The 24257-nt window shown below is 60.4% G+C and carries 22 protein-coding genes; 8 read left to right on the top strand and 14 right to left on the bottom strand.

All coding sequences use genetic code 11. From position 1 onward, the window contains the following. Positions 1-10: 10 nt before the first annotated feature. Entirely contained in the window at positions 11-634 is a 624-nt protein-coding gene (locus ACFWW4_RS17890; RefSeq protein ID WP_411892108.1) for a hypothetical protein, read from the bottom strand. A 151-nt stretch (positions 635-785) separates the two neighbouring features. On the opposite strand from ACFWW4_RS17890, the gene ACFWW4_RS17885 reads away from it, so the two are divergent. The 3 genes from ACFWW4_RS17885 (at position 786) to ACFWW4_RS17875 (ending at position 5226) form a co-directional block, all read left to right on the top strand. Beyond that, positions 786-1748 (top strand): acetyl-CoA carboxylase carboxyltransferase subunit alpha, encoded by a 963-nt coding sequence (locus tag ACFWW4_RS17885; protein ID WP_411892107.1) that lies wholly within the window; start codon positions 786-788, stop codon positions 1746-1748. A gap of 165 nt (positions 1749-1913) precedes the next feature. Further along, positions 1914-4445, top strand: a complete 2532-nt coding sequence (locus ACFWW4_RS17880; protein WP_411892106.1) for a putative bifunctional diguanylate cyclase/phosphodiesterase — start codon at positions 1914-1916, stop codon at positions 4443-4445. A 61-nt stretch (positions 4446-4506) separates the two neighbouring features. After that, positions 4507-5226, top strand: a complete 720-nt coding sequence (locus tag ACFWW4_RS17875) for a M50 family metallopeptidase (protein ID WP_411892105.1) — start codon at positions 4507-4509, stop codon at positions 5224-5226. Positions 5227-5232: 6 nt separating this feature from the next. Here ACFWW4_RS17875 and ACFWW4_RS17870 read toward each other — a convergent pair whose 3' ends face one another. From ACFWW4_RS17870 to ACFWW4_RS17855, 4 genes are read right to left on the bottom strand one after another with little or no spacing between them, the layout of a single operon-like run. After that, a complete protein-coding gene (locus ACFWW4_RS17870; RefSeq protein ID WP_411892104.1) occupies positions 5233-5859 on the bottom strand; it encodes a pyridoxamine 5'-phosphate oxidase family protein in 627 nt (208 codons plus the stop codon). Next, positions 5831-6562, bottom strand: a complete 732-nt coding sequence (locus tag ACFWW4_RS17865) for a lysophospholipid acyltransferase family protein (protein ID WP_393932209.1) — start codon at positions 6560-6562, stop codon at positions 5831-5833. The genes ACFWW4_RS17870 and ACFWW4_RS17865 overlap by 29 nt, the downstream gene beginning before the upstream one ends. Further along, the gene (locus ACFWW4_RS17860) at positions 6559-7458 is read right to left on the bottom strand and encodes a cell division protein FtsX (protein ID WP_411892103.1); all 900 of its coding nucleotides are present in this window, start codon (positions 7456-7458) and stop codon (positions 6559-6561) included. Before ACFWW4_RS17860 ends, ACFWW4_RS17865 begins: the two co-directional genes overlap by 4 nt. Beyond that, complete coding sequence (locus ACFWW4_RS17855; RefSeq protein ID WP_411892102.1) at positions 7455-8129, bottom strand: cell division ATP-binding protein FtsE; 675 nt, start codon at positions 8127-8129, stop codon at positions 7455-7457. The genes ACFWW4_RS17860 and ACFWW4_RS17855 overlap by 4 nt, the downstream gene beginning before the upstream one ends. Before the next feature lie 167 nt (positions 8130-8296). Between ACFWW4_RS17855 and ACFWW4_RS17850 the strand changes: the two genes are divergently transcribed. Further along, entirely contained in the window at positions 8297-9127 is an 831-nt protein-coding gene (locus ACFWW4_RS17850) for a zinc-ribbon domain-containing protein (RefSeq protein ID WP_411892101.1), read from the top strand. On the opposite strand, the gene ACFWW4_RS17845 is transcribed toward ACFWW4_RS17850, so the two are convergent. The 6 genes from ACFWW4_RS17845 to argH all read right to left on the bottom strand — a co-directional run bounded on the left by ACFWW4_RS17845 (position 9128) and on the right by argH (position 16268). Beyond that, positions 9128-11761 (bottom strand): DUF4175 domain-containing protein, encoded by a 2634-nt coding sequence (locus ACFWW4_RS17845; protein ID WP_411892100.1) that lies wholly within the window; start codon positions 11759-11761, stop codon positions 9128-9130. Positions 11762-11804: 43 nt separating this feature from the next. Further along, entirely contained in the window at positions 11805-13073 is a 1269-nt protein-coding gene (gene lysA, locus ACFWW4_RS17840; RefSeq protein ID WP_411892099.1) for a diaminopimelate decarboxylase, read from the bottom strand. Positions 13074-13143: 70 nt separating this feature from the next. After that, positions 13144-14346 carry a sugar-transfer associated ATP-grasp domain-containing protein gene (locus tag ACFWW4_RS17835; protein ID WP_411892098.1) on the bottom strand — a complete coding sequence of 401 codons (1203 nt, stop codon included), beginning with the start codon at positions 14344-14346 and terminating at the stop codon, positions 13144-13146. A gap of 28 nt (positions 14347-14374) precedes the next feature. After that, positions 14375-14710 carry a DUF2834 domain-containing protein gene (locus ACFWW4_RS17830; protein WP_411892097.1) on the bottom strand — a complete coding sequence of 112 codons (336 nt, stop codon included), beginning with the start codon at positions 14708-14710 and terminating at the stop codon, positions 14375-14377. After that, positions 14710-14883 (bottom strand): hypothetical protein, encoded by a 174-nt coding sequence (locus ACFWW4_RS17825; protein WP_393932195.1) that lies wholly within the window; start codon positions 14881-14883, stop codon positions 14710-14712. Before ACFWW4_RS17825 ends, ACFWW4_RS17830 begins: the two co-directional genes overlap by 1 nt. Then, entirely contained in the window at positions 14880-16268 is a 1389-nt protein-coding gene (gene argH / locus ACFWW4_RS17820; RefSeq protein WP_411892096.1) for an argininosuccinate lyase, read from the bottom strand. The genes ACFWW4_RS17825 and argH overlap by 4 nt, the downstream gene beginning before the upstream one ends. Positions 16269-16282: 14 nt before the next feature. On the opposite strand from argH, the gene ACFWW4_RS17815 reads away from it, so the two are divergent. The 3 genes from ACFWW4_RS17815 to ACFWW4_RS17805 are packed head-to-tail and all read left to right on the top strand — an operon-like array spanning position 16283 to position 17874. Beyond that, entirely contained in the window at positions 16283-16831 is a 549-nt protein-coding gene (locus tag ACFWW4_RS17815; protein WP_411892095.1) for a TlpA family protein disulfide reductase, read from the top strand. A 36-nt stretch (positions 16832-16867) separates the two neighbouring features. Continuing rightward, the gene (locus tag ACFWW4_RS17810; protein WP_411892094.1) at positions 16868-17500 is read left to right on the top strand and encodes a glutathione S-transferase family protein; all 633 of its coding nucleotides are present in this window, start codon (positions 16868-16870) and stop codon (positions 17498-17500) included. Beyond that, positions 17497-17874 (top strand): nuclear transport factor 2 family protein, encoded by a 378-nt coding sequence (locus tag ACFWW4_RS17805; protein WP_411892093.1) that lies wholly within the window; start codon positions 17497-17499, stop codon positions 17872-17874. The genes ACFWW4_RS17810 and ACFWW4_RS17805 overlap by 4 nt, the downstream gene beginning before the upstream one ends. A gap of 39 nt (positions 17875-17913) precedes the next feature. Here ACFWW4_RS17805 and ACFWW4_RS17800 read toward each other — a convergent pair whose 3' ends face one another. After that, positions 17914-18483, bottom strand: coding sequence for a YqgE/AlgH family protein (locus ACFWW4_RS17800; RefSeq protein ID WP_393932185.1), 570 nt, complete (start codon positions 18481-18483; stop codon positions 17914-17916). A 117-nt stretch (positions 18484-18600) separates the two neighbouring features. On the opposite strand from ACFWW4_RS17800, the gene ACFWW4_RS17795 reads away from it, so the two are divergent. Then, entirely contained in the window at positions 18601-19389 is a 789-nt protein-coding gene (locus tag ACFWW4_RS17795) for a protein-disulfide reductase DsbD domain-containing protein (RefSeq protein ID WP_411892092.1), read from the top strand. A 10-nt stretch (positions 19390-19399) separates the two neighbouring features. On the opposite strand, the gene ACFWW4_RS17790 is transcribed toward ACFWW4_RS17795, so the two are convergent. Both ACFWW4_RS17790 and ACFWW4_RS17785 read right to left on the bottom strand, forming a co-directional pair. Beyond that, positions 19400-22792, bottom strand: coding sequence for an efflux RND transporter permease subunit (locus tag ACFWW4_RS17790; RefSeq protein WP_411892091.1), 3393 nt, complete (start codon positions 22790-22792; stop codon positions 19400-19402). Then, positions 22792-24246: an efflux RND transporter periplasmic adaptor subunit gene (locus tag ACFWW4_RS17785; protein WP_411892090.1), complete on the bottom strand. Its 1455-nt coding sequence runs from the start codon at positions 24244-24246 to the stop codon at positions 22792-22794. Before ACFWW4_RS17785 ends, ACFWW4_RS17790 begins: the two co-directional genes overlap by 1 nt. Positions 24247-24257 lie beyond the last annotated feature (11 nt).

The raw sequence follows: 24257 nt of genomic DNA, 5'->3' as shown, positions 1-24257 counted from the left end.
GCGAAGGGCCTTATTGACCAGCTAGGGTCAGACGCCCCGCATCGTAAGCCTGTCGGCAATCGGTCGCATCGCGCATGATGTCTGCCTGCAGGAGCGGCGTTGCTGTCATCCCCGGCCCGGCAAAGCGCATGTCATCGCATTCGCCGTCGTTGGACCAATCGCCACTGTCGTTGCCAAAGTCGATCGTTCCATCCTCGGCCACGCCAAGCAACCGCAATTGACCGGCATTGTAGGCATTCCGGCAATCGGTGGCATCTGCCAGCACGTCCTCTTGCAAAAGCGGCGTTGATGTCAGCCCGGGACCCGTAAACCGGCCATCATCACACTCTCCGTCATTGGCCCACTCGCTGCTATCGTTACCAAAGTTGATGCCGTCAACCTTCACCGGCTTACCACCGGCATCGGCCAGTCTCAGCTGTCCGGCCTCAAATGCTGTCCGGCAGTCGGTGGCATCGCGGCGGATATCGGAATCCAATAGGGGCGTGCTGGTCATTCCTGGGCCGCGAAACCGGGGATCATCGCATTCCCCGTCATTGGCCCATTCACTGCTGTCATCGCCAAAATCAATGGCCTGTGCCATGGCCGGCCCTGCCAGCAGACATGCAACAACACCGACAAATCCCAATATACGCATATGATTTTCCTATGTTTCAATCTGCCCCCGTCGCAGGTCTTGCCCCGGCTGGCCGTCGTTGTAAACGGCTGAAACGGATTTCCAACCGCCGTTGCCAAGCTACAACCGTTACGCCATATATCATCGAGTTCATCCAGAAGGTCCCTGATCCATGACCCAATACCTCGAGTTCGAAAAACCGCTGGCCGAGATTGAAGGCAAGGCAGAAGAGTTGCGCGCCATGGCCCGCGAGAACGCCGAGATGGACGTGGAAAAAGAGGCTGCGGCCCTCGACAAGAAAGCCAAGGATCTGCTGCGCAGTCTTTATGCGGACCTCAGCCCATGGCGCAAATGCCTTGTCGCCCGCCATCCGCAGCGCCCGCATTGCAAGGACTACATCGACGCCCTGTTCACCGAATATACCCCGCTGGCCGGCGATCGGAACTTTGCCGATGACCACGCGGTGATGGGGGGCCTTGCCCGGTTCGACGGCAAGCCCGTCATGGTGATCGGCCATGAAAAAGGCAATGATACCAAATCCCGGATCGAGCGGAATTTCGGCATGGCCCGCCCCGAAGGCTATCGCAAGGCCATTCGCCTGATGGGCCTGGCGGACCGGTTCGGTCTGCCTGTCATCACCCTTGTCGACACCCCCGGCGCCTATCCCGGCAAAGGGGCCGAGGAACGCGGCCAGTCAGAGGCGATTGCCCGGTCCACCGAAAAATGTCTTGATCTGAAGGTTCCGGTCATCAGCGTGGTTATCGGTGAAGGTGGATCAGGCGGCGCTGTCGCCTTTGCCACCGCCAACCGTGTCGCCATGCTGGAACATTCGATCTATTCGGTGATTAGTCCCGAGGGCTGCGCCTCGATCCTGTGGAAGGATGCCGAAAAGATGCGCGAAGCGGCAGAGGCCCTGCGCCTGACATCCAAGGACCTGAGCGAGCTGGGTGTCTGTGACGTGGTGATCAAGGAGCCGCTGGGTGGCGCCCATCGCAATGTGGATGCGGCCATTGAAGAGGTTGGCAAGGCGATCGGAAAAATGCTGGCCGATCTTGATGGTCAGTCTGCCGATCAGGTCCGCATGGATCGGCGCCAAAAATACCTGCATCTGGGCGAAAAGGGTCTGGCCGCTTAGGTTTAGACAGTCCGGAACATCGTTTATTAACGCCCGATTGCTATCAGACTTCCGAACCATGGTCTGACATGATCGGAGACAACGATGACATGCCGCATTTACAGCTGGGCGATTTGCGGTCGCGATCAGAGCGGTCGTCGGGTCACGGCCTGACCAGCCTACCGGATGAAAGCATTCTGGTCATATCGATTTTTCGTCCGTCACTGGACCATCCGCCGCATTGTTGTGACGATCCCTGCAGTGGGCATTCTGGTCGTGATGCTGATGGTCCTGTTGGGCCTGAACATGGCCGAAAGGCGGCTTGCCGCCTTGCAAGAGACAGTCAAGACATCCCTGAATTACCAACATACCGCGCTGCAATTGCCGGTTCTGGTTGAGGAAATCCACGGCACACTTCACGAGCTGGAAGAGACGCTGGAAGACGGGGCCGACCCGGCCGAAATCGCAGAACTTCGTCAGGACATTCTATATACCTATAACCGGATCAACACCTTGCGGCAAAAACTGGACCCGCGAGTCCGGAAGCTTGATCTGGAGTACCGGATGGATGCGTTGGATCGCGTCGTCAATGAAGCCCAAACCAATGATATCGACTTCACGATCCATGCCGATCTGCAGGTCGAAAGCAGTGATCATGAACTGGACGCAACGGCCACCCTGTTCGCCGCAATGGCGGCCCAGACCCGGATCCTCGCGCTGCGTGATCTGGCGGCGGTCGAACAGGGGAGTGTCCGCCTGATCTGGACATTTTTCCTGGCTGTTGGCGTGGTCGGGTCGCTTTTGTCGCTGGGCGCATTGTGGGCGGCGCGGCTGATCTCGCGCCCCATCCTGGCCATCGCACATACGGTCGAGGCGTTGGAAAGTGGCAATCTTGATGCGGATATCCCCGCCACGTTGCGACAGGATGAAATCGGCAAGGTGGCGCGCGCGATGGAGTCGTTCAAGTCCAGCCTGCAACGAAACAGGCGCCTTGAGTCAGAGCGTGACGATCTGAACCGCAATCTTGAACGCAAGGTGGCGGCGCGCACATCGGAGCTGGCCATCGAACGCGAGCGGCTGGCCCAGACCCAAAGGGAGGCAGAGCAGCAGCGGCGCGAAATGGCCACGCAGTTGAGGGCAGAGTTCGGTCGGGTGATCAACGCCGCCCGCGCCGGCGATTTCAAGCAGCGCGTCGGGGCGCATTTCGCCGACGACAACCTGCAAGCGCTGGCTGATGACATTAACCGCTTTGTGACCCGTGTTGATGACAGCGTTGGTGCCATCAGCAAAGCGATGCATGATCTGGCAAATGGCGAGTTTGCCTCCACAAAGGATCATGAATTTACCGGCGCGTTTGCAGACATCATGACACAGGTTCGCGAGACGGCCGCGCAGATCCGCGATCAATCAGGTCAGCTGACCCATATCGCCTTGCATGACGCGCTGACCGAATTGCCCAATCGCCGTTTTCTGGAGGATCGGCTGACCGCCTATACCAAGCTCTTGGCCTTTGGCGACATGCCATTGGCGGTGCTGCATATCGATCTGGATCGGTTCAAGGAAATCAATGATACGATGGGCCACGCGGCGGGCGATCAGGTGCTGAAACGCGCGGCGGCAGTGCTGACCGACCTGTCCGGAAATGACGATTTTATTGCCCGGGTGGGCGGGGATGAATTCATCATGCTGTGCCCCATGCTGGATTGTGCACCCCTTGAAAGACAACGGATCGAGAGGCTGGGTGACGGCATTGTCAGCGCGCTGGCGGAGCCAATAATGATCGAAGATGAGGAGGCCCGTTTTGGGGCCAGCGTTGGGATTGCCTTCAGCACCTCCGAAACGCAGGACCTGTCCAGCCTGGTGGTGGACGCCGATATCGCGCTTTATCAGGCGAAAGAGGCGGGGCGCAATCAGGCCCAGGTTTTTTCGGCAAGCATCGCCACCGCGCTGTCGCAACGCCGGTCCTTGCGCGACGATCTGCTGGCGGCAGTCGAACGGGACGAATTCGTACCCTTCTTTCAACCCAAATACGATGCCAACACTCTTGAAATGACCGGCGTTGAGGCGCTGGCGCGCTGGCAACATCCGACCAAGGGCCTGCTGACCCCTGACCAGTTTCTGGCAGCCGCCAATGACGTGAAGATCGTCCATGACATTGATCAGCAGGTTCTTTGGAAGGCGACCTGTGTTCTCAACGATCTTTGGGACAATCACGGGCTGCGCATTCCCGAACTGTCGGTCAATATCAGTCAACAGCGGTTATTCGACCCGATGCTACTGCGCAGCCTGGATGGGCTAATTGGCGATTTTCGGGTGTCGTTTGAATTGTTGGAATCAATCTTTTTCGACGAGCAGGGCGACAAGTTTCACTGGATGCTGGACCAGTTGCGCGAACGGGGTATCGGCGTGCAGATTGATGATTTTGGCAGCGGGCGTGCCTCAATCTCGGCCTTGATGAATATCGGGCCAGAGCGACTCAAGATCGACCGTCATCTGGTGCAACCGATCCTTGAACGCGAAGCGAATGCGCAACTGATCAAGGGCATTGTGGATATTGCCCGGTCGATGGATATCGGCGTCACGGCTGAGGGTGTGGAAACCATGCAGCATGCCGATCTGCTGCGCGATCTGGGATGCGACACGCTGCAAGGCTACGCCTTTGCCAGGCCGATGTCCGCCGAGGCACTGAAAGAATTCGGCCTGCGCAAGGCAAGTTAGCACTGGCAAAACCTGTCTGTTTAGGGCCATCTGGTGGCAGAAACCGCATCCGGACAGACACTTGCAACTGATCAAAGGACATTGGCAGCTGATCGTGCTGACAGGCATCGTTTTTGCCCTGTGGAACACCCCCGTGATGATCCCGCTGAAGATTTTGGTCGTGTTCCTGCATGAATTGTCCCATGCGGTGACCGTTGTCCTGACCGGGGGCCAGGTTGAAAGCCTGACAATCTCGACCAATCAGGGGGGCATGGTGACCGCACGTGGCGGCAGCCGGTTTCTGTCACTGTCATCGGGCTATCTGGGGTCACTGATCATCGGGGTCGCTTTGCTGGTGGCCGCACTGCGGACCAAGGCGGACCGCATCATCATGGCGGTCTGCGGTGGGGTGACCCTGTTGGTCACGGCCCTCTATATCCGCGACGGTTTTGCGTTGATATTTGGCATTGGCACAGGTGCCGCGATGCTGGCGATGTCGCGGTTTCTGGGACACGGGATCAACGATCTGGTGTTGCGGGTTATCGGGCTGAGCAGCATGTTCTACGTCCCCTACGATATATTCAGCGATACGATCGCCCGGTCCGAATTGCGGTCTGACGCGCGTATGCTGGCCGAGGAATTCGGCGGCGCGACCGTGATGTGGGGCGGGATCTGGCTCGTAATCAGCCTGGCCGTTATCGGCTGCTGCCTGCGCTATGGGTTGGGGCCGGACAGCAACCTGCATTGGCGCAAGCCACCGGTTGAGGCCCCCGTGCGTCGGCCTGTACGCCGCACACGTTGACCCGGACTACCACATTGTTTTGACCGCACGCGCGGCCCATTCGGCATCATAGGCCGCACCGTCAAAGTCGTTTTTCTGTTCTTCCAGCAATGCGCCGATGCTGGGCAGATCCGCGCTTTCGTCGCCAGAAGCCCAGATACGGGCGCGCATCAACGCCCGCGCACATTGGCTGTAAACCTCGGCCACGGTGATGACGATGACGCTGCGTGGCTGCCGCCCCTTTTGATCGAACCGGCTCAGCAGATCGGGGGCGACTGACACCAGGGCGGTTCCGTTGACCCGGATGACGTTGTGCGAGCCGGGCACGATGAACATCAGACTGATCCGCCCGTCGGCCACGATATTGCGCAGCGTGTCGATGCGGTTGTTGCCGCGCCAGTCCGGCAGCAGCAGCGTCTTGGCATCCAGCGCCTGCACCACCGGGCCATCATCGCCACGCGGGCTGCCATCGGTGCCGTCAGGGCCGACGGTTGACACCACGCATAGCCGTGACGCCATGATCCATTTGGCATATAGCGGGGTCAGCCGGTCGGCGACCTTGATCAGTGACGCCTCTGCCGGGGTGCCATAGATCGACTCGAGCGTGGCGATATCGGTGATCGTATCAGTCACTGCGAAACCCTGCCTCCGCATTCAGCCTGTCTGACGCGGTTTCGATGTCAGTTTCAAGCCGAGCCATGAATTCATCCACCTCCAGCCCCGGTTCGATCCGCGGCAGAAACTCGAACACGGCCGTGCCCGGTTTGCGGTAGACCCCACGCTTGGGCCAGAACACGCCCACATTGGTGGCGACAGGCACACAAGGTTGCCCCAGTTCACGATAAAGCACCCCGGTCCCGATCTTGTAGGCCCGTTTCTCCCCCGGCGGCGTGCGTGTGCCTTGCGGATAGATGATCAACTGTCCCGGCAGGGCGCGCCCGGCCCGTACATCGGCCAGCATTTTTTTGACCGCCTGCCCCCGCTTGCCCCGATCCACGGGGATGCAACCGATGCGCAGACCGAACTGCCCGATAATGGGTGCGTATTTCAGGATGGATTTCATGATGAATTTGCCGCGCGGGATCGCCCCGTAGATCATCAGCACATCAAGGAATGACTGGTGCTTAGCCGCAACCATCACCTCGTCCGTGGGTGGGTCTCCCCGGATCTCGGTTTTCAGCCCCATAATCCAGGAGGCGGTCCAGCGGATCCACCGGCAATAGGCGTGACAGCCCGCGATGGCCCCCCGCCGCGATACAATCGCCGCCGGAAGATAGATCAGACCGATCACCAGCATGGCCAGATACATCTGCCCGTTAAAGATCAGCGACCGCAGCCATTGAATTGCATAGCTCATGTCTGTTCCTTCAGCCTTGCCAGTGCCGCCGCGCGGGTGGCGACGAATGCCACGATAGCCGCAAGCAGCGGAATGACCAGAGGCCAGAGCCACCCCGCCCCTTCGAAACCGATATTGGCAAGGAACCCGCCAGTGCCGTCACCACCCGGCAAAAGCTGGAGCACTGCAACGCCAAGCACGACGCCAACCATGGCCCCGACCCCGGTGCGCAGCGTAAAGCGGCGCACAAAGGCGCGGGCGATATAGATATCGCGCGCGCCGACCAGCCGCAGCACCCGGATCACCTGCGCGTTCGCCGCCAGAGATGCTTGCGCGGCGAGAGCGATCATCGCGGCCATGGCGGCCCCGATCAGCCCGATCACCAGCCAGCCGATCAGCCGCAGCCGCGATGCCGCTGCAATGAGCGGCGCACGCCAGCGTCCGTGATCATCCAGTGTCGCCTGCGGCAGTTCGGCGGTCAGCCGGGCGCGCAGGCCGGCATCATCATAGCTGTCATCATCGGCGATCACCTCGATCAGGCGGGGTACGGGGAGTGTCTCAAGCGCCAGATCAGGCCCGAACCACGGTGACAGCAGCGCCTGCTGTTCCGCATCCGTCAGCGCGCGGGCATCTGCGATACCGGGCGTGGTAGACAGGATGTTGAGCGCAAGTTCGATATCGGCGCCGGGTGCGTCTGCGGGCAGGCGCAAGGTGGCGGCCTGCGCCAGTTCGTTCGCCCAGCGATCCGCCACGCGCCCCGCCGTCAGCGACAAGGCCAGTGCAAACACCGCCAGAAACGCCATCGCACCGGCAACAAAAACGGTCAGGCGCGCCGTAATGCCGGTGGGTGGTACGGCACGGTCGGCTTGCGGATCACCGACGATCAGGTCCAGCGCACCTTTCAATGGCCCGATCACAGCTCTGACCCCGCTTGCTGCAACTCACCGTCTTTCAGCCGCAAGACCCGCGCACTGATTTCAGCCTTCATGGACCGGATCATGGTCAGATCATGGGTGGCGATCAGGATGGTCTTGCCCATTCGGTTCAGTTCGACCAGCAGGGTCATGAGGCGCTGCGACATCTCCCAATCGACATTGCCGGTGGGTTCATCGGCGATGATCAGATCGGGTGACATGATCACCGCGCGGGCCAGTGCGGCCCGCTGGCGTTCACCCCCGGACAGTTCCGGCGGCAACTGGTTGGCCTGCGCCTGCAGCCCGACCCAGGCCAGCAATTCTGGCAGATTGCCCGCCGCCTCTGACGCGCGATCAGCGACCGTCAGGGGCAAGGCAATGTTTTCGGCAATCGACAGGTGATCGAGAAACTGACAATCCTGATGGACCACACCGATGCGTCGGCGGGTCATTGCCACCGCGTCCCGGTCCAGCGTCGCCGCATCCCGCCCGAACAGCAGAACCTGACCCGATTGGGCGCGCAGATCAGCATAGCACAGCCGTAGCAGCGTGGTCTTGCCCGCCCCGGACGGCCCTGTCAGAAAGTGGAACGATCCCGGCGCAAGCTCCAGTGACAACTGGGAAAAAAGCGGATTGCCCCCATAGCCGCAGGACACATTTTGCAGTTCAATCACGGCCTATACCCTTTGATCACGCTGCCGTTCTGCCCAAATCTGCAACAGGTTTCAATCATCCCCCGCCGAGCGGGCACGCAAATCCTTTGCGTTTGCCGCGCTGATTGTTAGATTGTGGTTTAACAAAACAATAAGAACTGTTGGTTGACGGGCAGAAGGATAACGAGATGCGGCTGATTTGCCCTAAATGTGATGCGCAGTATGACATCGCGGATGATGTCATTCCCGAGGGCGGACGGGACGTGCAATGTTCCAGTTGCTCTCATACCTGGTTTCAGATGGACAAGCCCAAGATCGCCGGCCGTCCGCTGACCCAGGCCCCGAAGCCGCGCCCGATGACTGGACCAACAGGGCCGGCGGTCAGCGACGGCCCCCGACACAAGCCTGTCGAAGACATGCCGCGAAAGCCATTGGATTCGTCCATTGCCGATATCCTGCGCGAAGAAGCCGCCCGCGAAAAAGAGGTGCAGGCAACCGAAGAGGCGCAGCCGCATCCCAATGAACGAACCGGTCAGACCGCCCGCGAGCGGGCCGAACAGACTCGCCAGCGCATTTCCCGGATCGCCACTGGCGACGAAATCAGCCCTGCCGCCGTCGCCGCCGCATCAACCGGGGCGGTGCATGGGGCAAATGTGCGCACCATGCCCGGCATTGATGAGATCAACGCGACCCTGCAGGCCCGCGCCCAGGCCAGCGACACATCCGGCCTGACCGAAGAAGAACATGTCGAAGTCGTCAAGCGGCGGGGGTTCCGCCGCGGATTCTTTATGGTGCTGTTATTGATGGCGATCCTGATCACGCCTTATTTCTTTGCTGATCAGATCACCGAAAACCTGCCCCAGACGCAGGATATCATGAACAGCTATGTCGCAACGGTGGATCAGTTGCGTTTATGGCTGAATGATCAGATTCAGGCACTGCAGAGTATGGTCGAGGATATGATGGCCCCGGATGAGGCAGCGCCAGCCGTCGAAGGCGACGCACCCGCGACCGAATAATCAGAACTGATCCAGCAAGCGCCGCAGGTAATCCCGTTCGACCTCTGGCCTATCCTGTTCGGCTGACCGGCGGCGGATTTCACCCAAAAGCTCTTCGGCCCTGCGGTTGATTTCCTCGCGGCCCAGCATCTCCTGATCGGTGCCCAACTGGCCGGTATTGCCCATTTCGCGGCCCAGCGGGTCGCGCTGGCCGGGCACGGGCCGCCCTGATGCCTCGCCCTGTTCGGACCCTTGCCCCGGTTCGGCGGTCTGGTTTTCGGCAAGCGCCTGCCCCAGTTGACGCATCCCGTTGCGCAATGCGTCCATGGCTTCGGCCTGCCTGTCGATCGCTTCGGCTAGGTCGCCCTCGCGCAGGGCGTCCTCTGCCCCTTCCATCGCGCCTTCGGCGCGCTCCAGCGACCGGCGGGCAATATCGCCTGCTTCACCGTCAAGGCTGGGCAGGCCGTTGCGTTGGCGTTCCAGCTCGTCGCGCAAGGCGCGTTGACGGTCGGCAAGGCTGCGTTCATCGCCTTCACCGCCGCGCCCATTATCACCCTGCTGGCCACTTTGCCCGTCACGGCCGACGCCCTGCCCCTGCCCCTGTCTGCCATCCTGACCGGGCTGCTGCCCGTTCTGGCCTTGCTGACCGGGCTGGTTCTGGCCGGGCTGTTGCCCTTGCTGGCCCTGTTGCCCTTGCTGACCGGGTTGCTGCGGTTGACCGGGCTGGCCCTGCTGACCGGGGTTGAACTGTTCCTGCAAGTCGCGGAACGCATCGTCTGACAGGTCTTCCTGATCGCGCAGGGTTTCTGCAAGGTCCTGCATTGATTGCTGGCCCGGGGTCTGCGGCCCGTCGCCACCTTCGCCGCGCGTCACGCGCATGTTTTCCATCATCTCGTTGAGCTGTTCCATCAGCTCTTGCGCTTCGGCCATCCGGCCTTCCTGCATCAGTTCCTCGATCCGATCCATCAGCGCCTGCAGCTCGTCCATGGACATTTCGGTGCTGTTGCCGGCCATGTCGCGCTGATCGGTGCCGTCCTCGCCCGGCTCCGCCTCTTCGGCGAGCATGCGCATGTAGTCGTTCGTGGCCTCGCGCAATTCCTGCATCAGTTCGGCGATTTCCTCGTCAGACGCACCGTTGCGCATCGCTTCGGCCAGTCGTTCCTGTGCCCGTTCCAGACGCGCGCGGGCATCGGCCAGACGCCCGTCCTCAAGTTGGATGGCAAGATCCCAGAGGGCCTGCACAATCTCGGCCTGCCCTTCGTCATTCATGCCGAATTCAGCCATGTTATCCAGCCGCCGGATGATCGTGCGCAGCCGCAGATAGGTGGTTTCGTTGGAAAACAGACCTTCGGGTCTGTGCGACATGGCGCGCAGGATCTGGTTGATGCGTGGAGCATTCGCCTTGGACCACATCAAGTCGCGCCGCTGTTCGATGACCGCTTTGGCGAAGGGTTGGAAAAACCGCCGACCGGGCAGGATCAGCTGTTCGGACGGGGTCTGCGCGGTTTGGTCGGACGCATCCGTCACCGCAAGCTGCATGGTCACGGGCAGATTGGCCAATGGATGCTCGCTGAGGTTCTCGATCAGGAATTCCTCGAAATCAGAGCGGTCGCCGGTAAAGGGCATCGGCAGGTCGAGCACCAGCGGTTCCATCGGATCAGGGTCGATCATCAGCCCATGGGCTCGGTCCACCGACGCGAGATCGAGTGTGATGGTCGCTGTCCCGGATTCGACCCCGTAGTCATCTGTCGCGGTAAAGGGTTGCGACAGCTCGCCCCCTGCATCCGCTTCAATCGGGCCAGTCAGTTCGACGGTCGGGGGCTGGTCGGCGATAGCGGTCACTGTCCAGCTAACCCCATTGGGCCCTTCAACAGACAGGCTGCCCGATTGGGTGATTTCAAAGCTTTGTTGCGCCTCGGACGCCGCCCCCACCTCGCCCACGCGGCCTGATACTGTTTCGGCCACGGTCAGCGCGCCAACCTCACCATAAAGGCGCAGGGTCACCTGGCTGCCCTCAGGCACACGCAACGGGCCTTCAGGGACATCGTTAAGGTAGATGGACGGCTTGCCAGTATAAGCAGGCGGTTCGACCCAGCCTTCCCAGACCGGACCGCTGGCCAATGTCGGTTCGCCGCCAGTGACGATTTCGCCAACCGACCCGACCCGCCAGAGCGACCCAAACAGCAACGCGGTGACAAAGAAGAGCAATGCGATAAATCGCAAACCGTAAGGGTCACGGTCCGAAACCCGTAAATCCGGCTCCACAGCGCGGGCGGATTTGGTCCGTTCCGCCATGCGGGCCACATGGGCGCGCCACACGGCCTCTGACGCGGCATCGCCGCTGCCAATGGCCTGCGTGTCGGCAATAGCCGCAATTGGGCGGCCTGGCATGGCCGCATCGACCCGTTCAACCGCCTCGACGCGCGAAGGCACACGGAACCGGCGCGCCCCCCAGATCAGGGCGGCCAGAAGCGCCAGCACGGACACGACCGCAGAGCCCCAGAAGACCTCAAGCGGCAGATCATCCTGCCAACCCATCATCAAAGGGGCCATAATCAGAAACGCAACAGTCCAGAGCGGCCAGAACGCCCGCACCACCTGCTCGGCGATCATGCCTGCCCGCGTCACTGCCACCGGCAGGCGCAAATGGCGCATCTGGTCAGGTTGGTCCTTCAGCGGGCCTCTCCTTCGGTTCTGGCTAGGTCAGCCATGGCGGCAGTGTATCGCGCGCGATCATGTCTTCATAGGTAGGGCGTGCGCGAATAACTGCAAATTGATCCCCGTCCACAAGCACCTCTGGGATCAGCGGGCGCGAGTTGTATTCAGACGACATAACCGCACCATACGCCCCTGCAGACCGAAAAGCGATCAGGTCGTCGGCCTGCACCGGCGGCATTTCGCGTGCTTTTGCAAATGTGTCGCCGCTTTCGCAGACAGGGCCGACGATATCGTATTTGGCGGGTTCTGTGCCCGGGGCCGGTTCGATCACCGGCACGATATCATGCCAGGCTTCGTACATGGCAGGGCGGATCAGATCATTCATCGCGCCGTCGATGATCAAAAATTCCCGGTCTTCGCCGGATTTCACATAGATCACCTTTGACACCATCAGCCCGGCATTGCCGGAAATCAGCCGCCCCGGCTCAATCTCGATCTCGCAATCCAGATGGCCGACGGTGCGCTGGATCAACGCGCCGTAGTCGGTGGGCAGCGGCGGTGCGATGTTCGAGCGGGCATAGGGAATGCCAAGGCCCCCACCCAGATCAAGACGGCTGATCTCGTGCCCGTCAGCGCGCAACTGTTCAGTCAATTCGGCGACCTTTTTATATGCGGCTTCGAACGGTTCCAGTTCGGTCAGTTGCGATCCGATATGCACATCGATCCCGATCACCTTCAGCCCCGGCAGTTTGGCGGCCATTGCGTAAACCTCGCGGGCGCGGCTGATCGGGATGCCGAACTTGTTTTCGGACTTGCCGGTGGCGATCTTGGCGTGGGTTTTTGCATCCACATCCGGGTTCACCCGTACGGTGATCGGGGCGACCATGCCCAGCGATTGCGCGACCTGATCAAGCACGATCATCTCAGGCTCGCTTTCCACGTTGAACTGGCGGATGCCGCCCTGCAACGCGGTGCGCATTTCATCCGCCGTCTTGCCGACCCCGGAAAACACAATGCGGTCGCCGGGTACACCGGCGGCACGGGCGCGCATGTATTCGCCAACCGACACCACATCCATGCCAGCGCCGGCATTGGCCAGCACCTTGATCACCGCCTGATTGGACAGCGATTTCATCGCGTAGCAGACCAGATGGTCGGCCCAATCCAGCGCCTCGTCAAACAGCTTGAAATGCCGGGTCAGGGTAGCGGTGGAATAGACATAAAACGGCGTGCCCACGGCCGCCGCAATGTCAGCGACGGGCACGTCTTCGGCATAAAGCGTGCCGTCACGATAGAGAAAATGATCCAAGGGTGATGACCTTCAACGATAAACCACCCCGGGACATAGCAGATCGGGATCAAAGACCAAGCCTGATCACTCAGGTTTTGGTATGCCGTTTCAGAAACTCTTGTTGCGCCACGGCCTGCGCCTTGATCCGTTCTTCCTTGTGGAATCTGATCCGGTCGAACACAGGAACGAAATCAGGGTTGTTGACACCTCGACCAGTCGCAATCTGATACAGTGTGTGAAACGGATTGAGGTTACCTTCGATGATAACAGGGCCGTCCTGACTGATACCCACATCCCATCCAATAACGCCAAGATCGGGAAATACATCGTGGGTCGCGGTCACTAGCTGACAGACTGCATCCCAGTGCGGCAACTGAAAACCCACAATCGGCTGTTCAGAGACGGGGTGGGTTGTCACCTCTTCGGATTTCAGGCCGATACCGCGCCGACATTCAGTCACCTGCCCGGTGTGGGCATCAACATGCGCCAGCATACTGCCATCCTGCCAGAAATTGTCTGACATCGCTGCCGGAGAGGGTATCTTCCATAAAGCATAAAGAACCTGCGCATCTGATCCGTCACGAAACGTTACCATACGCAAGGAACCAACCGATTGGCCCACAAGCGTGGACATGTCCTGATGCTGCACGACGGCATCTTGAAACATGTAGCCCTCTGGATAATCTTTGAAAATCTCCTCGGCCAATGAGGCTACATCGTGGCTTTGATCATTGCCAAACGATATCTGATCGGTCGCCTCGTCAAAACTCGCAAACCATGCGGATCCAACGCTTTTCGAACCCTCATTTGGCTTGCCAAAAACAGGATACTTTGCACCGGTTCGAAGAAACTCGGCCACTTCAGCGGCCGAGGACAGAGTTTTGATCTTTCCAAAACCAGGGCCATGGCTCACGACAGCCTGCAGTTGCGTGATGGACAGACCAAGACCGTTCATCAGTGCGGCAAAAAGCGCTTTTTGTTCAATGATGGCACCGTCAATCTGCCCCTGCTGGCTTGACAGTGATTGGTTCAAAACGCGGTTGCTGTCAGCACCGATGAATTCCAGGCGGTCCGATGCTGTCAATTCGGGGCGATATAGCTGATATTCGTAATACTCGATCGAACGCATTTTTGTCTTTTTGGGACCGAACATGCGTTTGATCTGATGCCCGAACTGTTTGAACGGGCTCACACCATAAGTCTTTGCAACTGCAATCAGCGCCTCTGCCGCCACCGGCTTCTTCGAAGGGGGCGCGCCTAACAAAGCTTTCTTGGCAGACGTATCGGTCATCAAATTAATTTCCCTAAATTTTGAAGCATTATACGCCCACCCGATGCGGATCACGGATCACGACAATCCGGCCGCGCAGGTAGAGGTAAAGCGGCAGACCGCAACTGACCCCAATACAGAATGTGGCCGGTATGGCGATCAGGCTCAGGTAATTCTTGTTCTTGAAGGCTTCGGTGATGATCCACAGGGTCAGCGCCACTGCAGCAATCGTCAGATCCCAGACCAGCCCGCTGGTGGCGGCATTGGCGTGCCAGGCATCGACCATGGCCATCAGGTTCCAGCCGTTTTCCTGAAACCAGCTGATGAAGTAATACATCGGGTGGATCGTGCCCCAGATCGCGAGCAACAGAAAAACCGCGCGCATCAGAAGCCCACCCCGACAGAGACGGTGCCATTGCTGGCGCCCACGGTCGTGCTGGTGCTGACCCCGCCCGATCCGATACCAACACCGACACTGGCATTGGGGGTAAAGGGGGCCCCATCGGCCCCGCATCCGGCCAGACCAATCAGGCCCAAAATCAACGCGATACGTTTCATTTCAAAGCTTCCTTCCAATGGGCCACCCGGGCGCGGACCTCCGACGGGGCCGTTCCCCCATAGCTTGTGCGGGACGCGACAGAGTTTTCAACCCCCAGCACATCAAACACATCCGCCCTGATGCCATCATGCACGGTTTGCATATCCTCCAGCGTCAGATCGGGCAGGTCACAGCCTTTGCCTTCTGCCATCGCGACCAGCGAACCGGTGACGTGATGCGCATCCCGAAACGGTAGCCCAAGTTCGCGGACCAGCCAATCGGCAAGGTCCGTTGCCGTCGAAAATCCGCTGGCGGCGGCGGCTTTCAGGTTGGCGCGGTTGGCGGTCATGTCGGCCACCATCCCTGTCATCGCGACCAATGCCAGCATCAGGTTGTCGGCGGCATCGAATGTCTGTTCCTTGTCTTCCTGCATGTCCTTGGAATAGGTCAGCGGCAGTCCCTTCATCACGGTCATCAGGGCGACATTGGCACCAAAAATGCGCCCGATCTTGGCGCGGATCAGCTCCGCCGCGTCTGGGTTGCGTTTTTGCGGCATGATGGACGACCCCGTGGACCATTTGTCGGACATCTTCACGAACCGGAACTGGGCAGAGGACCAGATCACCAGCTCTTCGGCCAGCCGCGACAGGTGCATCGCGCAGATGCTGGCGCTGGCCAGGAATTCCAACGCGAAGTCGCGGTCCGCCACCGCATCCAGAGAATTAGCCATGGGCGCGTCGAACCCTAGCGCCTGCGCGGTCATGTCCCGATCAATCGGAAATGAGGTGCCCGCCAGTGCTGCGCAGCCCAGGGGCGATACATTCATCCGTTTGCGCGCATCGGCAAAGCGCGACCGGTCACGCGCGAACATTTCCACATAGGCCAGCATGTGATGGCCCCATGTCACCGGCTGGGCTGTCTGCAAATGGGTGAAACCGGGCATGACCCAATCCGCGCCCGCCTCTGCCTGCCCCAGCAGCGACTTTTGCAAAGCCGCTAGCGCCTCATCTGCCTGATCGCACTGATCGCGAACCCAAAGCCGGAAATCGACCGCCACCTGATCATTGCGCGACCGGGCCGTGTGCAAACGGCCCGCCGGTTCGCCGATCAGTTCTTTCAGCCGCGCCTCTACATTCATGTGGATGTCTTCGAGCGCCGTGGAAAACGCAAAATCCCCGGTTTCAATCTCTGACAAAACGGTGAGCAGACCTTCCCGGATCGCCTTTGCATCGTTATCGCTAATGATGCCTGTGGCGGCCAACATGGCGGCATGGGCGCGTGAACCTGCGATGTCCTGCGGTGCCAGGCGTCGGTCATACCCGATCGAGGCGTTGATTGCCTCCATAATCGCGTCTGGTCCGGCGGCAAAACGCCCGCCCCACATTGTGTTCGCGGATTTGGTCATAAAGGATACGTCTCATGCGGAAGTTACTGTCAGCCCTGCTTTATACGGCCATCGCAGCCGTTGCAAACGCAGGCCACGCCGATGATATCGCCGCATTGCGCGAAGGTGATATGCGCAAGCTGATCGTACACAGCGCACCGGTTGCGGGGTCTGACGTGCCTTTCACAGCCGAGGATGGCAGCGAAATGACCTTGGCCGCCTATGAAGGCAAATATGTGGTTCTGAACTTCTGGGCCACGTGGTGCGCTCCCTGCCGCAAGGAAATGCCGATGTTGTCGGCCATGCAGGCGCAGCTGGGGGGTGACACGTTCGAAGTGGTCACGATAGCGACAGGTCGGAACCCGCGCCCCGCGATGGAACGGTTCTTTGCCGAAATCGAGGTGGACAATCTGCCGCTGCATACGGATGCACGGCAATCGCTGGCCCGCAGTCTTGGTGTTCTGGGCCTGCCGGTGACGCTGATCCTGAACCCCGAAGGTCAGGAAATTGCTCGGCTTCAGGGGGATGCTGATTGGTCGAGTGACAGCGCATATGCGATTATCGAGGCGCTTCTGGACGACTGAACTGGCATTCCCCGTCCCGATGCCTAACTTGGATGCATGGCCAAGAACACATTGCATCTTTATTATCGCCCAGGGGCCTGCTCTCTCGCCCCGCATATCCTGCTTGAACATATCGGCGCGGACTACATCCTGACCGAAGCACCACGCGATGACGGCTACCGGGCGATCAACCCGACCGGCGCGGTTCCTGCACTAGACCTTGGGGATAGGGATATTCTGACCCAATGCGACGCCATTCTGCATTTCATTTGCGCCACCCATGACCGATCTGACCTGACTGGTGGCGATGATGTCCGCCAACAGGCCGAAGTGATGAAATGGTGCGCCTTCCTGACGGGTGACTTTCACCCGGCCTTCTTTCCGGTTTTCGTACCGAAACGTTACAGCACCGATCAGAGCGCTGACGCACAACGGCATTTGAAAGCCGCTGGATTGGAGCTTGTGAAGAACGGGCTCGGCCTGATCGACACACATCTGTCAGGCCTCAATACCTTTGTCGGAAACGGACTGACGGTTGTGGATTTCTATGCCGTGCCAATGTTGCGATGGGCGGCACACAGCCTGCCAGATGGGCTGGCCCCGTGGCCTGCCACAGATGCCTTTTATCAGCAGCTTTGTGACCATCCGGCGGTCAGATCAGCCATGCAGGCCCAGGGGATTGCGCCTTGATCAACGAACCTTCCGCATTGACCCAACAGGTGGAAAAGATGGAGGCCATAATAGGCCGGGGCGACTGGAACGCCGCGCGCGATCTTTTCACGCCCGATGTTCAATATCAGGTTGGCCATCGCGCCCCTGTCACGGGCGTCGACGGTATCCGCAACTATATGGACTGGCAGACGCAGCACGTGCGTTGGGACGGGCACACGATCCATATGATGTTCAGCCGCGATGACACCGCGATTTTCGAAGTCACATCGCATTTCACGCGTCTTGCGGATGGCGCATCGCTGGATGTGCCGTGCACGGATATCTATCGGTTCAAAGGCAACAAGATCGCCGATTGGCGTGTTTATTCAGACACAAGCGCCTTTGGCGCCTGAACGTCATCGGTATTATTGAGCCAAGCCGATCTTTCGGCTTCAGGCCCGGCCCGCTGTCGCTGACAGCAATAGCGGATCGATCCCCAGCACTTTCAGCGCGGCGGTCCATTTATGTTCGTTGGCCCTGCCAAAGACGATGTCGTCGCGTGGATCGCAGGTGAGCCAGCCGTTCTGGGCAATCTCGGATTCCAGTTGGCCCGGTCCCCAACCGGCATAGCCCAGCGCCAGCATCGACGCTTTGGGGCCCTTGCCCTTCCCGATATCCTCCAGCACGTCCATGGTCGCGGTCATGCCGATCCGGTCGTCGACCTGCAGCGTGCCAATCTCGGACCGGTAATCGATGCTGTGCAAAACAAAGCCGCGCGCATGATCCACAGGCCCACCAAAATGGACCCGGATATCACGCACGCCCGGTGCCCGGTCGATGCCCAGCTGATCCAGAAGATCGCCAAACTGGATGTCCACCTGCGGCTTGTTCACGATCAACCCCATGCCGCCATCATCGGAATGGGCGCACATGTAAATCACACTCTGGGCAAAGCGGGGATCACCCATATCCGGCATCGCGATCAGCAGTTTCCCGGCAAGATTCGTTGATTCCGTTTTCATGTTAACTAAAATGAGCCTCCCCTTTGGCTGACGCAAGAGGCAACCTGATAAGGCCTCTCCCAAACGTGACTTCCCATTACATCGCCAATGCTTAAGTAAGCTTTCATGCGCAAAAAGATGCTGATATCCCTGTTTTTCCTTGCTTTGCCCGTCGCTGCGGTTGCAGGGCCTTTTGATGATCTCGCTACGGTTGAGGTGCTGCCAGGTTGGCGTGCGGCCAATGGTGACCATATCGCCGGGCTGCGCATCACCCTTGAAGAAGGCTGGAAAACCTATTGGCGCGCACCGGGCGATGCGGGCATCCCGCCGCAGTTTTCATTTGCCGGTTCTAACAACATCACCAGCGTGACACCGCATTGGCCGGTGCCACAGATATTTGACCAGAACGGGATGCGGTCCATCGGATATACCGACAGTGTTGTCGTGCCGATCACCGTGGCCAGCGCCGATACCGATGCCCCGATCCAGATCAGCGGCGACCTGCATATCGGCGTGTGCGAAGATATCTGCATTCCTGTCAGCCTCAGCTTCAATGCCATGCTGCCCGTCACCGGCAGCCGCGATACATCCATCGCCGCCGCATTGATCGACCGCCCGCTGAACCGGGACGAGGCCAACGTGGGCGCAGTTACCTGCGCCATCGCCCCGATCAGTGACGGGCTGCGCGTGACCACGGCGATTGATTTGCCTGCCACGGGCACGTCAGAGGTTGTCGTGATCGAAACCGCCGATCCGCTGGTCTGGGTGTCGGAGGCGGACGTGGCCCGCACCGGCGACCGGCTGCTGGCGACCGTGGATATGGTTCATACCAGCGGCGTTGCCTTTGCGCTGGACCGGTCGGCGATACGGATCACTGTGCTGGGCAGCCAGAACGCTGTCGATATTCGCGGCTGCAGCGCAGGTTAGGGTCAGCACCCTAGGCCCGGCGGCGTAAGCCCATAGTCAGCGCCGCGCTGACATAGATCGCCAGCAGGATCACCGCCAGTCCCGCCACGAAAACCCCGAATGCCGGGACGAACCCACCATTGAGCATCGGCAACAGGTCGGCGGCTGGTCCCCATGCCGCCCCGGTGACCAGCACCGGTGCAACCGTCACAGCAAACAGCGCCAGCGCCAGTGCAGCCCCCAGCCCCGCCGGTGCCCACATGCCAAAATGCCGCCCGCGCAGGGCCCGCTTGGCCGATTGCACCTGTTTGCGGATGTCCTGCTGCATCGCCATCAGCGATGGCACCACCAGCAGCACAAGGAACATGCCCGCCCCCAGACCAAAGACCAGCGTGATCACCGTGGGTTTCAGGAACTCGGCCTGATTGGACCCTTCGTAAAGCAGCGGCATCAGGCCCAGCACGGTCGTCAGCGTGGTCAGCATCACCGGACGCAGCCTGTCTGCGGTCCCGTCGATGATTGCGGGCACCAGCCCCCGATCCTGCGCGTATTCATCTACGGTCGTGACCAGCACGATACTGTCATTGATGATGATTCCCACCATCCCGATCATGCCGACAACCGTGAACATGCTCAGCGGGACATCCCAGACATAGTGACCATAGATGGTCCCGATCAGACCAAAGGGGATGATCGCCATCACCACCACGGGCCGGGTCCAGCTGCTGAAAATCCACGCCAAGGTCAGGTAGATGCCAAGCAGAACAAGGATCAGGCCAGTGCGCGCATCGGCCAGGAACCTGTCCTCTTGCTCACTCAGCCCGGCCAATTGGGTTTCGATGCCGAAATTCGTCTCGATCCGGGGCAGGATGTCATCATTGATGATCTGCTGGATTTCCGTCGCCCGGTCCGCGTTTTCATCATCCAGATCCCCTTGGACCGAGATCAGTTGGATCCCGTTTTCACGCCGTACGGTCGAAAACCCTGTCCGGCTTTGCACAGTGACCACATCGGCGAGTGGCACATAGAACCCTTCGCCAGTGCGGATCTGGGTCCGGTCCAAGAAATCCGCCGATAATTCACCGTCCGGCAGTTCCACCCGGATCGTGGCGGAGCGTGCGCCATCCGGATAGGTCGCGGCCTCGATCCCGCCCAGGCGGTCGCGCAGCACGCGGCCCAGACCGTCAATACTCAGCCCCAACGCCTGACCCTGCGGGGTCAGTTCGAGGATCAATTCTTCCTTGTCGTAGGCCAGCGTATCCTCAAGCCCCGAAATTTCGGAGAACTGCAGCAATTCGGTTTTCAGCGCCTCGGCGGCGGCTTTCAGCGTTTCGCTGTCAGCCCCGAACATCTGTATATCAAGGCTGTCACCACCCGGCCCCGACCCCCAACTGCGAAAGCTCACGGTTTCGGCCAGCGGGTGCTGGCGGATGCTGTCCTGCAATTCGCTGACAAAAGCAAAGCTGGTATAGGGGCGGCTGTCTGCATCAATCAGTTCAATCGTGATCGACCCCAACTGATCAGCATCCTTGGTTTCAGACCCGGCAATCGCGCGGCCTGAATTGCCGCCGACCTCGGCCACCACGAATTTCAGCGGGTTCAACCCGTGCTGATCCTGATATTGCGCACCCAGCGCCTCGGTCGCGCGCTGCATCTCGCGCATCATTTCCAGCGTATCCTGCCGGGTGGCACCGGGCAGCATGGCGAAATTGCCGGTCACCTGCGATTGTTCGGGCGCGTTGAAAAAGCGCCAGTTCACGTCGCCTTTGATGAAAAGGGCCACCTGACTGGCCAGCGCCACAAGCGCGAAGGCAAAGACCGGATAACGCGCCCAGATCACGAACCCCATGAAGGGTCGGAACAGCGTGTCGCGGAACCAGTCAAAGCCGCGGTTCACTGTGCGCGAGGGCCAATCATACCAGTGATCCTTGGCCGAATGCAGCATGGAATGCGCCAGATGGTTGGGCAGGATAATAAAGCATTCCACAAGACTGGCGGTCAGAACCACGATGACGGTGAACGGGATATCGGCGATCAGGTCGCCAAACCGCCCGCCGATGATCACCAGACCGAAAAACGCGATGATCGTCGTCGTCGTTGCCGAAAAGACCGGGCTGAACATCCGCTTTGCCGCGTTTTCAGCCGCGACCGTGGGATGTTCGCCCAATTGCCTGACCCGGAAATCGGCATGTTCACCCACCACAATCGCGTCATCCACCACGATCCCCAGCGTGATGATCAGCGCAAAAAGCGAGATCATGTTGATCGTGATTCCCACAGCATACATCAACGCAATCGCCGCCAGCATCGCCACCGGAATGCCGGCGGCCACCCAAAATGCCGTACGCGCGTTCAGGAACAAAAACAGCAGGGCGACGACCAGCATCAGACCGGTCAGCCCATTATCCAGCAGGATATCCAGACGCCCGGTGATGAATTCGGCCCGGCCATTGGTCAGGGCGATCGACACGCCCGCAGGCAGGGATGCGGTCAGTTGATCTGCGACCTCCTCTACCGTTTCCTGCATGCCGATGGCGTCGCCCTGGGCGGATCGCAGCACCCTGATCTTGATCGCCGGGTCCTCACCCACGAAATAGGCGCGTTCGCGGTCAACCCCCTCGACCCGTACGGTCGCCACATCGGCAATGGTCAGTTTAGACCCATCGGGGTTCGACCGCAGCACAATCGCGCCGATATCATCCGCCGTCCGCTTGGCCACCCCGGTGCGCACCCGCGCGTTGGATGACACATCACCCGCCGGATCGGCCTCGGCCTCTTCCGCGATGCGGGCGGCGATGTCGGACATGCCGATATCATGTTCGATCAGCGACAGCGACGGGACTTCGACAATGGTCGATGGGGCCGCAACCCCTTGAATGATGACACGGGTGACCCCTTCGGCAAAGAGCCGTGTCGACATTTCATCGGCAAAACGACCCAGTTGATCCACGCTGACCGGGCCGGTGATCACCACATCGGTGACCCGGTCAGACCAGCCGCCGCGCCGCACGCCGGGGTCCTCGGCATCTTCGGGCAGGTTGGTGGTGCCGTCCACGGCCAGTTGCACATCCTCCGCCGCGCGGTCGATGTCATAGCCCGGTTCAAACTCCAGCCTGATGCGCGCTTGCCCTTCCGTTGAGGTGGCCGAGGACGAGGTGACCCCTTCGACCCCCAGCAAAACAGGTTCCAGCACCTGCACGATGGCGGCGTCCACATCTTCGGCCCCGGCGCCCTGCCAAGTGACAGAAACGGTCAGATCATCAACCACCACATCAGGAAAGAACTGCGCCCGCATGTTGGGAAAGGCGAAAAGCCCCGCCGTGATCATCAAGACCAGCAGCAGGTTCGCCGCCGTCTTGTGTCGCGTGAAATAGGACAGGATGCCGCCCGCGCTCGCCGTCAGTTTGTCGCCCCCGGTTGCCATCAGCTGCCCATCCGGCTTTCAAGCCGGGCGACCGTTTCGGATGACACCTGTTCCTGCTCCAACTGGCCGATGATGCGCGCCTTGACCTCTTCGGGCATCCGACCTTCGGTGACGAATGCGATCAGCTTGGCGCGCCGGTCGGCCTCCAGCGTGATCATTTCCGGCTCTGCCGCTGCCTCTGCCCCGCCGGGGCGGATCGGGCGTACCTTGATCCCTGCGCCCAACAAGGGCGAGCGTTCGGCGACAATCGTTTGCCCCTGCAGGTCGCCGACAGCGATGATCACGTCGTCGCCCTGACGGCGCAACAGGCGGACCTGACCAGCTTGCAGCCGGTTGTCGGCATCCACGATCAATACGGTCTCATCCGGGGCCACGGCGGTGGATGGCACCAGTGCGACATTATCAAGCGGTGGTTCATCAATGCTGACCGTCACAAAATCACCGGGGCGAAACCCCGGCGCGGCGTCGAGCCGGGCAAACAGCAGACGGCCCGTCTGGCCCGCCCCAACAGCGGCCCCTTCGCGGGTGATTTGGCCGGTCGCGGCCAAGTTCACTCCGGAGACATCAAGTGCGACGCTGACAGGTGCGTTGATCAGGGTGCCGTTGCCATCCAACAGCCGGGCATATTGCGAGGTTGAGACGCGGAACGCGACCTCCAACCGGGTCGGATCGACCAGTTGGGCAAAGCGTTCATTGGCCGTGACCCGGCCACCGGGGCTGATGGTGACATCCGCCAGCGTGCCATCAAAGGCCGCGCGCACCTCCGTATCGGTCACGTCGCGTTCAGCCTCTGCCACGCTGATACGCTCACGGGCAAGCCGTGTCGTGGCCTGATCAATACGCGCCTCGGCAGATGCAACCGCCTGCCTGCGTGTCAGCACCGCCGCCTGCGCGGTTGATGCCGCCAATTCAGCGGTTTCGACTGCGGCCGCCGTGCCAACGCCCCGTTCCTGCAAATCGCGCGCCCGCGTCAGCGCCTGATCGCGCAGCGTGGCCTGCGCGCGGGCCGCGGTCAGTTCATCCTGTTCCAGCAGCAGCGAGCGTTCGGCATCGCGCAGCTCTGCCTCGGCATCCTGCAGATCGGCGCGGACACGGTCCAACGCGCCCTCAGCCTCAACCGGGTCGATGCGCAGCAACAACTGGCCTTGGGTGACGGTGCCACCTTCAACCAGTGCTTCGCTGGCCTCTAGCACTGTGCCACCCGTCGCACTGCGCAGATCAAGCGTGCGCTGGCTGCGCAATTCGCCGAAAACGGTCAGTTCCGGGGTGATGGTCTGCGCTTCAAGCGTCACGACGTTGACCGCAAATTCGCGCTCGCGCTGGGGAAAGCTGCGAGGTTCTTCGTTCATCCGCGCAGTGACGGCATCGCGCACCATATTGCCCGCCCAGGCGATCAGCACCAAAGTGACCGCCAGTAGAAAAACGCCCATCAGGCTGCGACGCAGGAAACGCATATCAGAGGTCC

The sequence above is a fragment of the Yoonia sp. SDW83-1 genome, assembly GCF_046762885.1.
Classification (GTDB): domain Bacteria; phylum Pseudomonadota; class Alphaproteobacteria; order Rhodobacterales; family Rhodobacteraceae; genus Yoonia.
The sequence above is the reverse complement of the archived record's forward strand: the minus strand, read 5'-3'. Positions and strand labels throughout refer to the sequence as shown.

Coding starts and splice junctions, on each gene's coding strand:
- ACFWW4_RS17890 (WP_411892108.1), bottom strand. CDS start 634: ATGCGTATATTGGGATTTGTCGGTGTTGTTGCATGTCTGCTGGCAGGG.
- ACFWW4_RS17885 (WP_411892107.1), top strand. CDS start 786: ATGACCCAATACCTCGAGTTCGAAAAACCGCTGGCCGAGATTGAAGGC.
- ACFWW4_RS17880 (WP_411892106.1), top strand. CDS start 1,914: ATGAAAGCATTCTGGTCATATCGATTTTTCGTCCGTCACTGGACCATC.
- ACFWW4_RS17870 (WP_411892104.1), bottom strand. CDS start 5,859: ATGCGGAGGCAGGGTTTCGCAGTGACTGATACGATCACCGATATCGCC.
- ACFWW4_RS17865 (WP_393932209.1), bottom strand. CDS start 6,562: ATGAGCTATGCAATTCAATGGCTGCGGTCGCTGATCTTTAACGGGCAG.
- ACFWW4_RS17850 (WP_411892101.1), top strand. CDS start 8,297: ATGCGGCTGATTTGCCCTAAATGTGATGCGCAGTATGACATCGCGGAT.
- ACFWW4_RS17845 (WP_411892100.1), bottom strand. CDS start 11,761: ATGCGCCATTTGCGCCTGCCGGTGGCAGTGACGCGGGCAGGCATGATC.
- ACFWW4_RS17835 (WP_411892098.1), bottom strand. CDS start 14,346: ATGACCGATACGTCTGCCAAGAAAGCTTTGTTAGGCGCGCCCCCTTCG.
- ACFWW4_RS17830 (WP_411892097.1), bottom strand. CDS start 14,710: ATGCGCGCGGTTTTTCTGTTGCTCGCGATCTGGGGCACGATCCACCCG.
- ACFWW4_RS17825 (WP_393932195.1), bottom strand. CDS start 14,883: ATGAAACGTATCGCGTTGATTTTGGGCCTGATTGGTCTGGCCGGATGC.
- argH (WP_411892096.1), bottom strand. CDS start 16,268: ATGACCAAATCCGCGAACACAATGTGGGGCGGGCGTTTTGCCGCCGGA.
- ACFWW4_RS17815 (WP_411892095.1), top strand. CDS start 16,283: ATGCGGAAGTTACTGTCAGCCCTGCTTTATACGGCCATCGCAGCCGTT.
- ACFWW4_RS17810 (WP_411892094.1), top strand. CDS start 16,868: ATGGCCAAGAACACATTGCATCTTTATTATCGCCCAGGGGCCTGCTCT.
- ACFWW4_RS17800 (WP_393932185.1), bottom strand. CDS start 18,483: ATGAAAACGGAATCAACGAATCTTGCCGGGAAACTGCTGATCGCGATG.
- ACFWW4_RS17795 (WP_411892092.1), top strand. CDS start 18,601: ATGCTGATATCCCTGTTTTTCCTTGCTTTGCCCGTCGCTGCGGTTGCA.
- ACFWW4_RS17790 (WP_411892091.1), bottom strand. CDS start 22,792: ATGGCAACCGGGGGCGACAAACTGACGGCGAGCGCGGGCGGCATCCTG.
- ACFWW4_RS17785 (WP_411892090.1), bottom strand. CDS start 24,246: ATGCGTTTCCTGCGTCGCAGCCTGATGGGCGTTTTTCTACTGGCGGTC.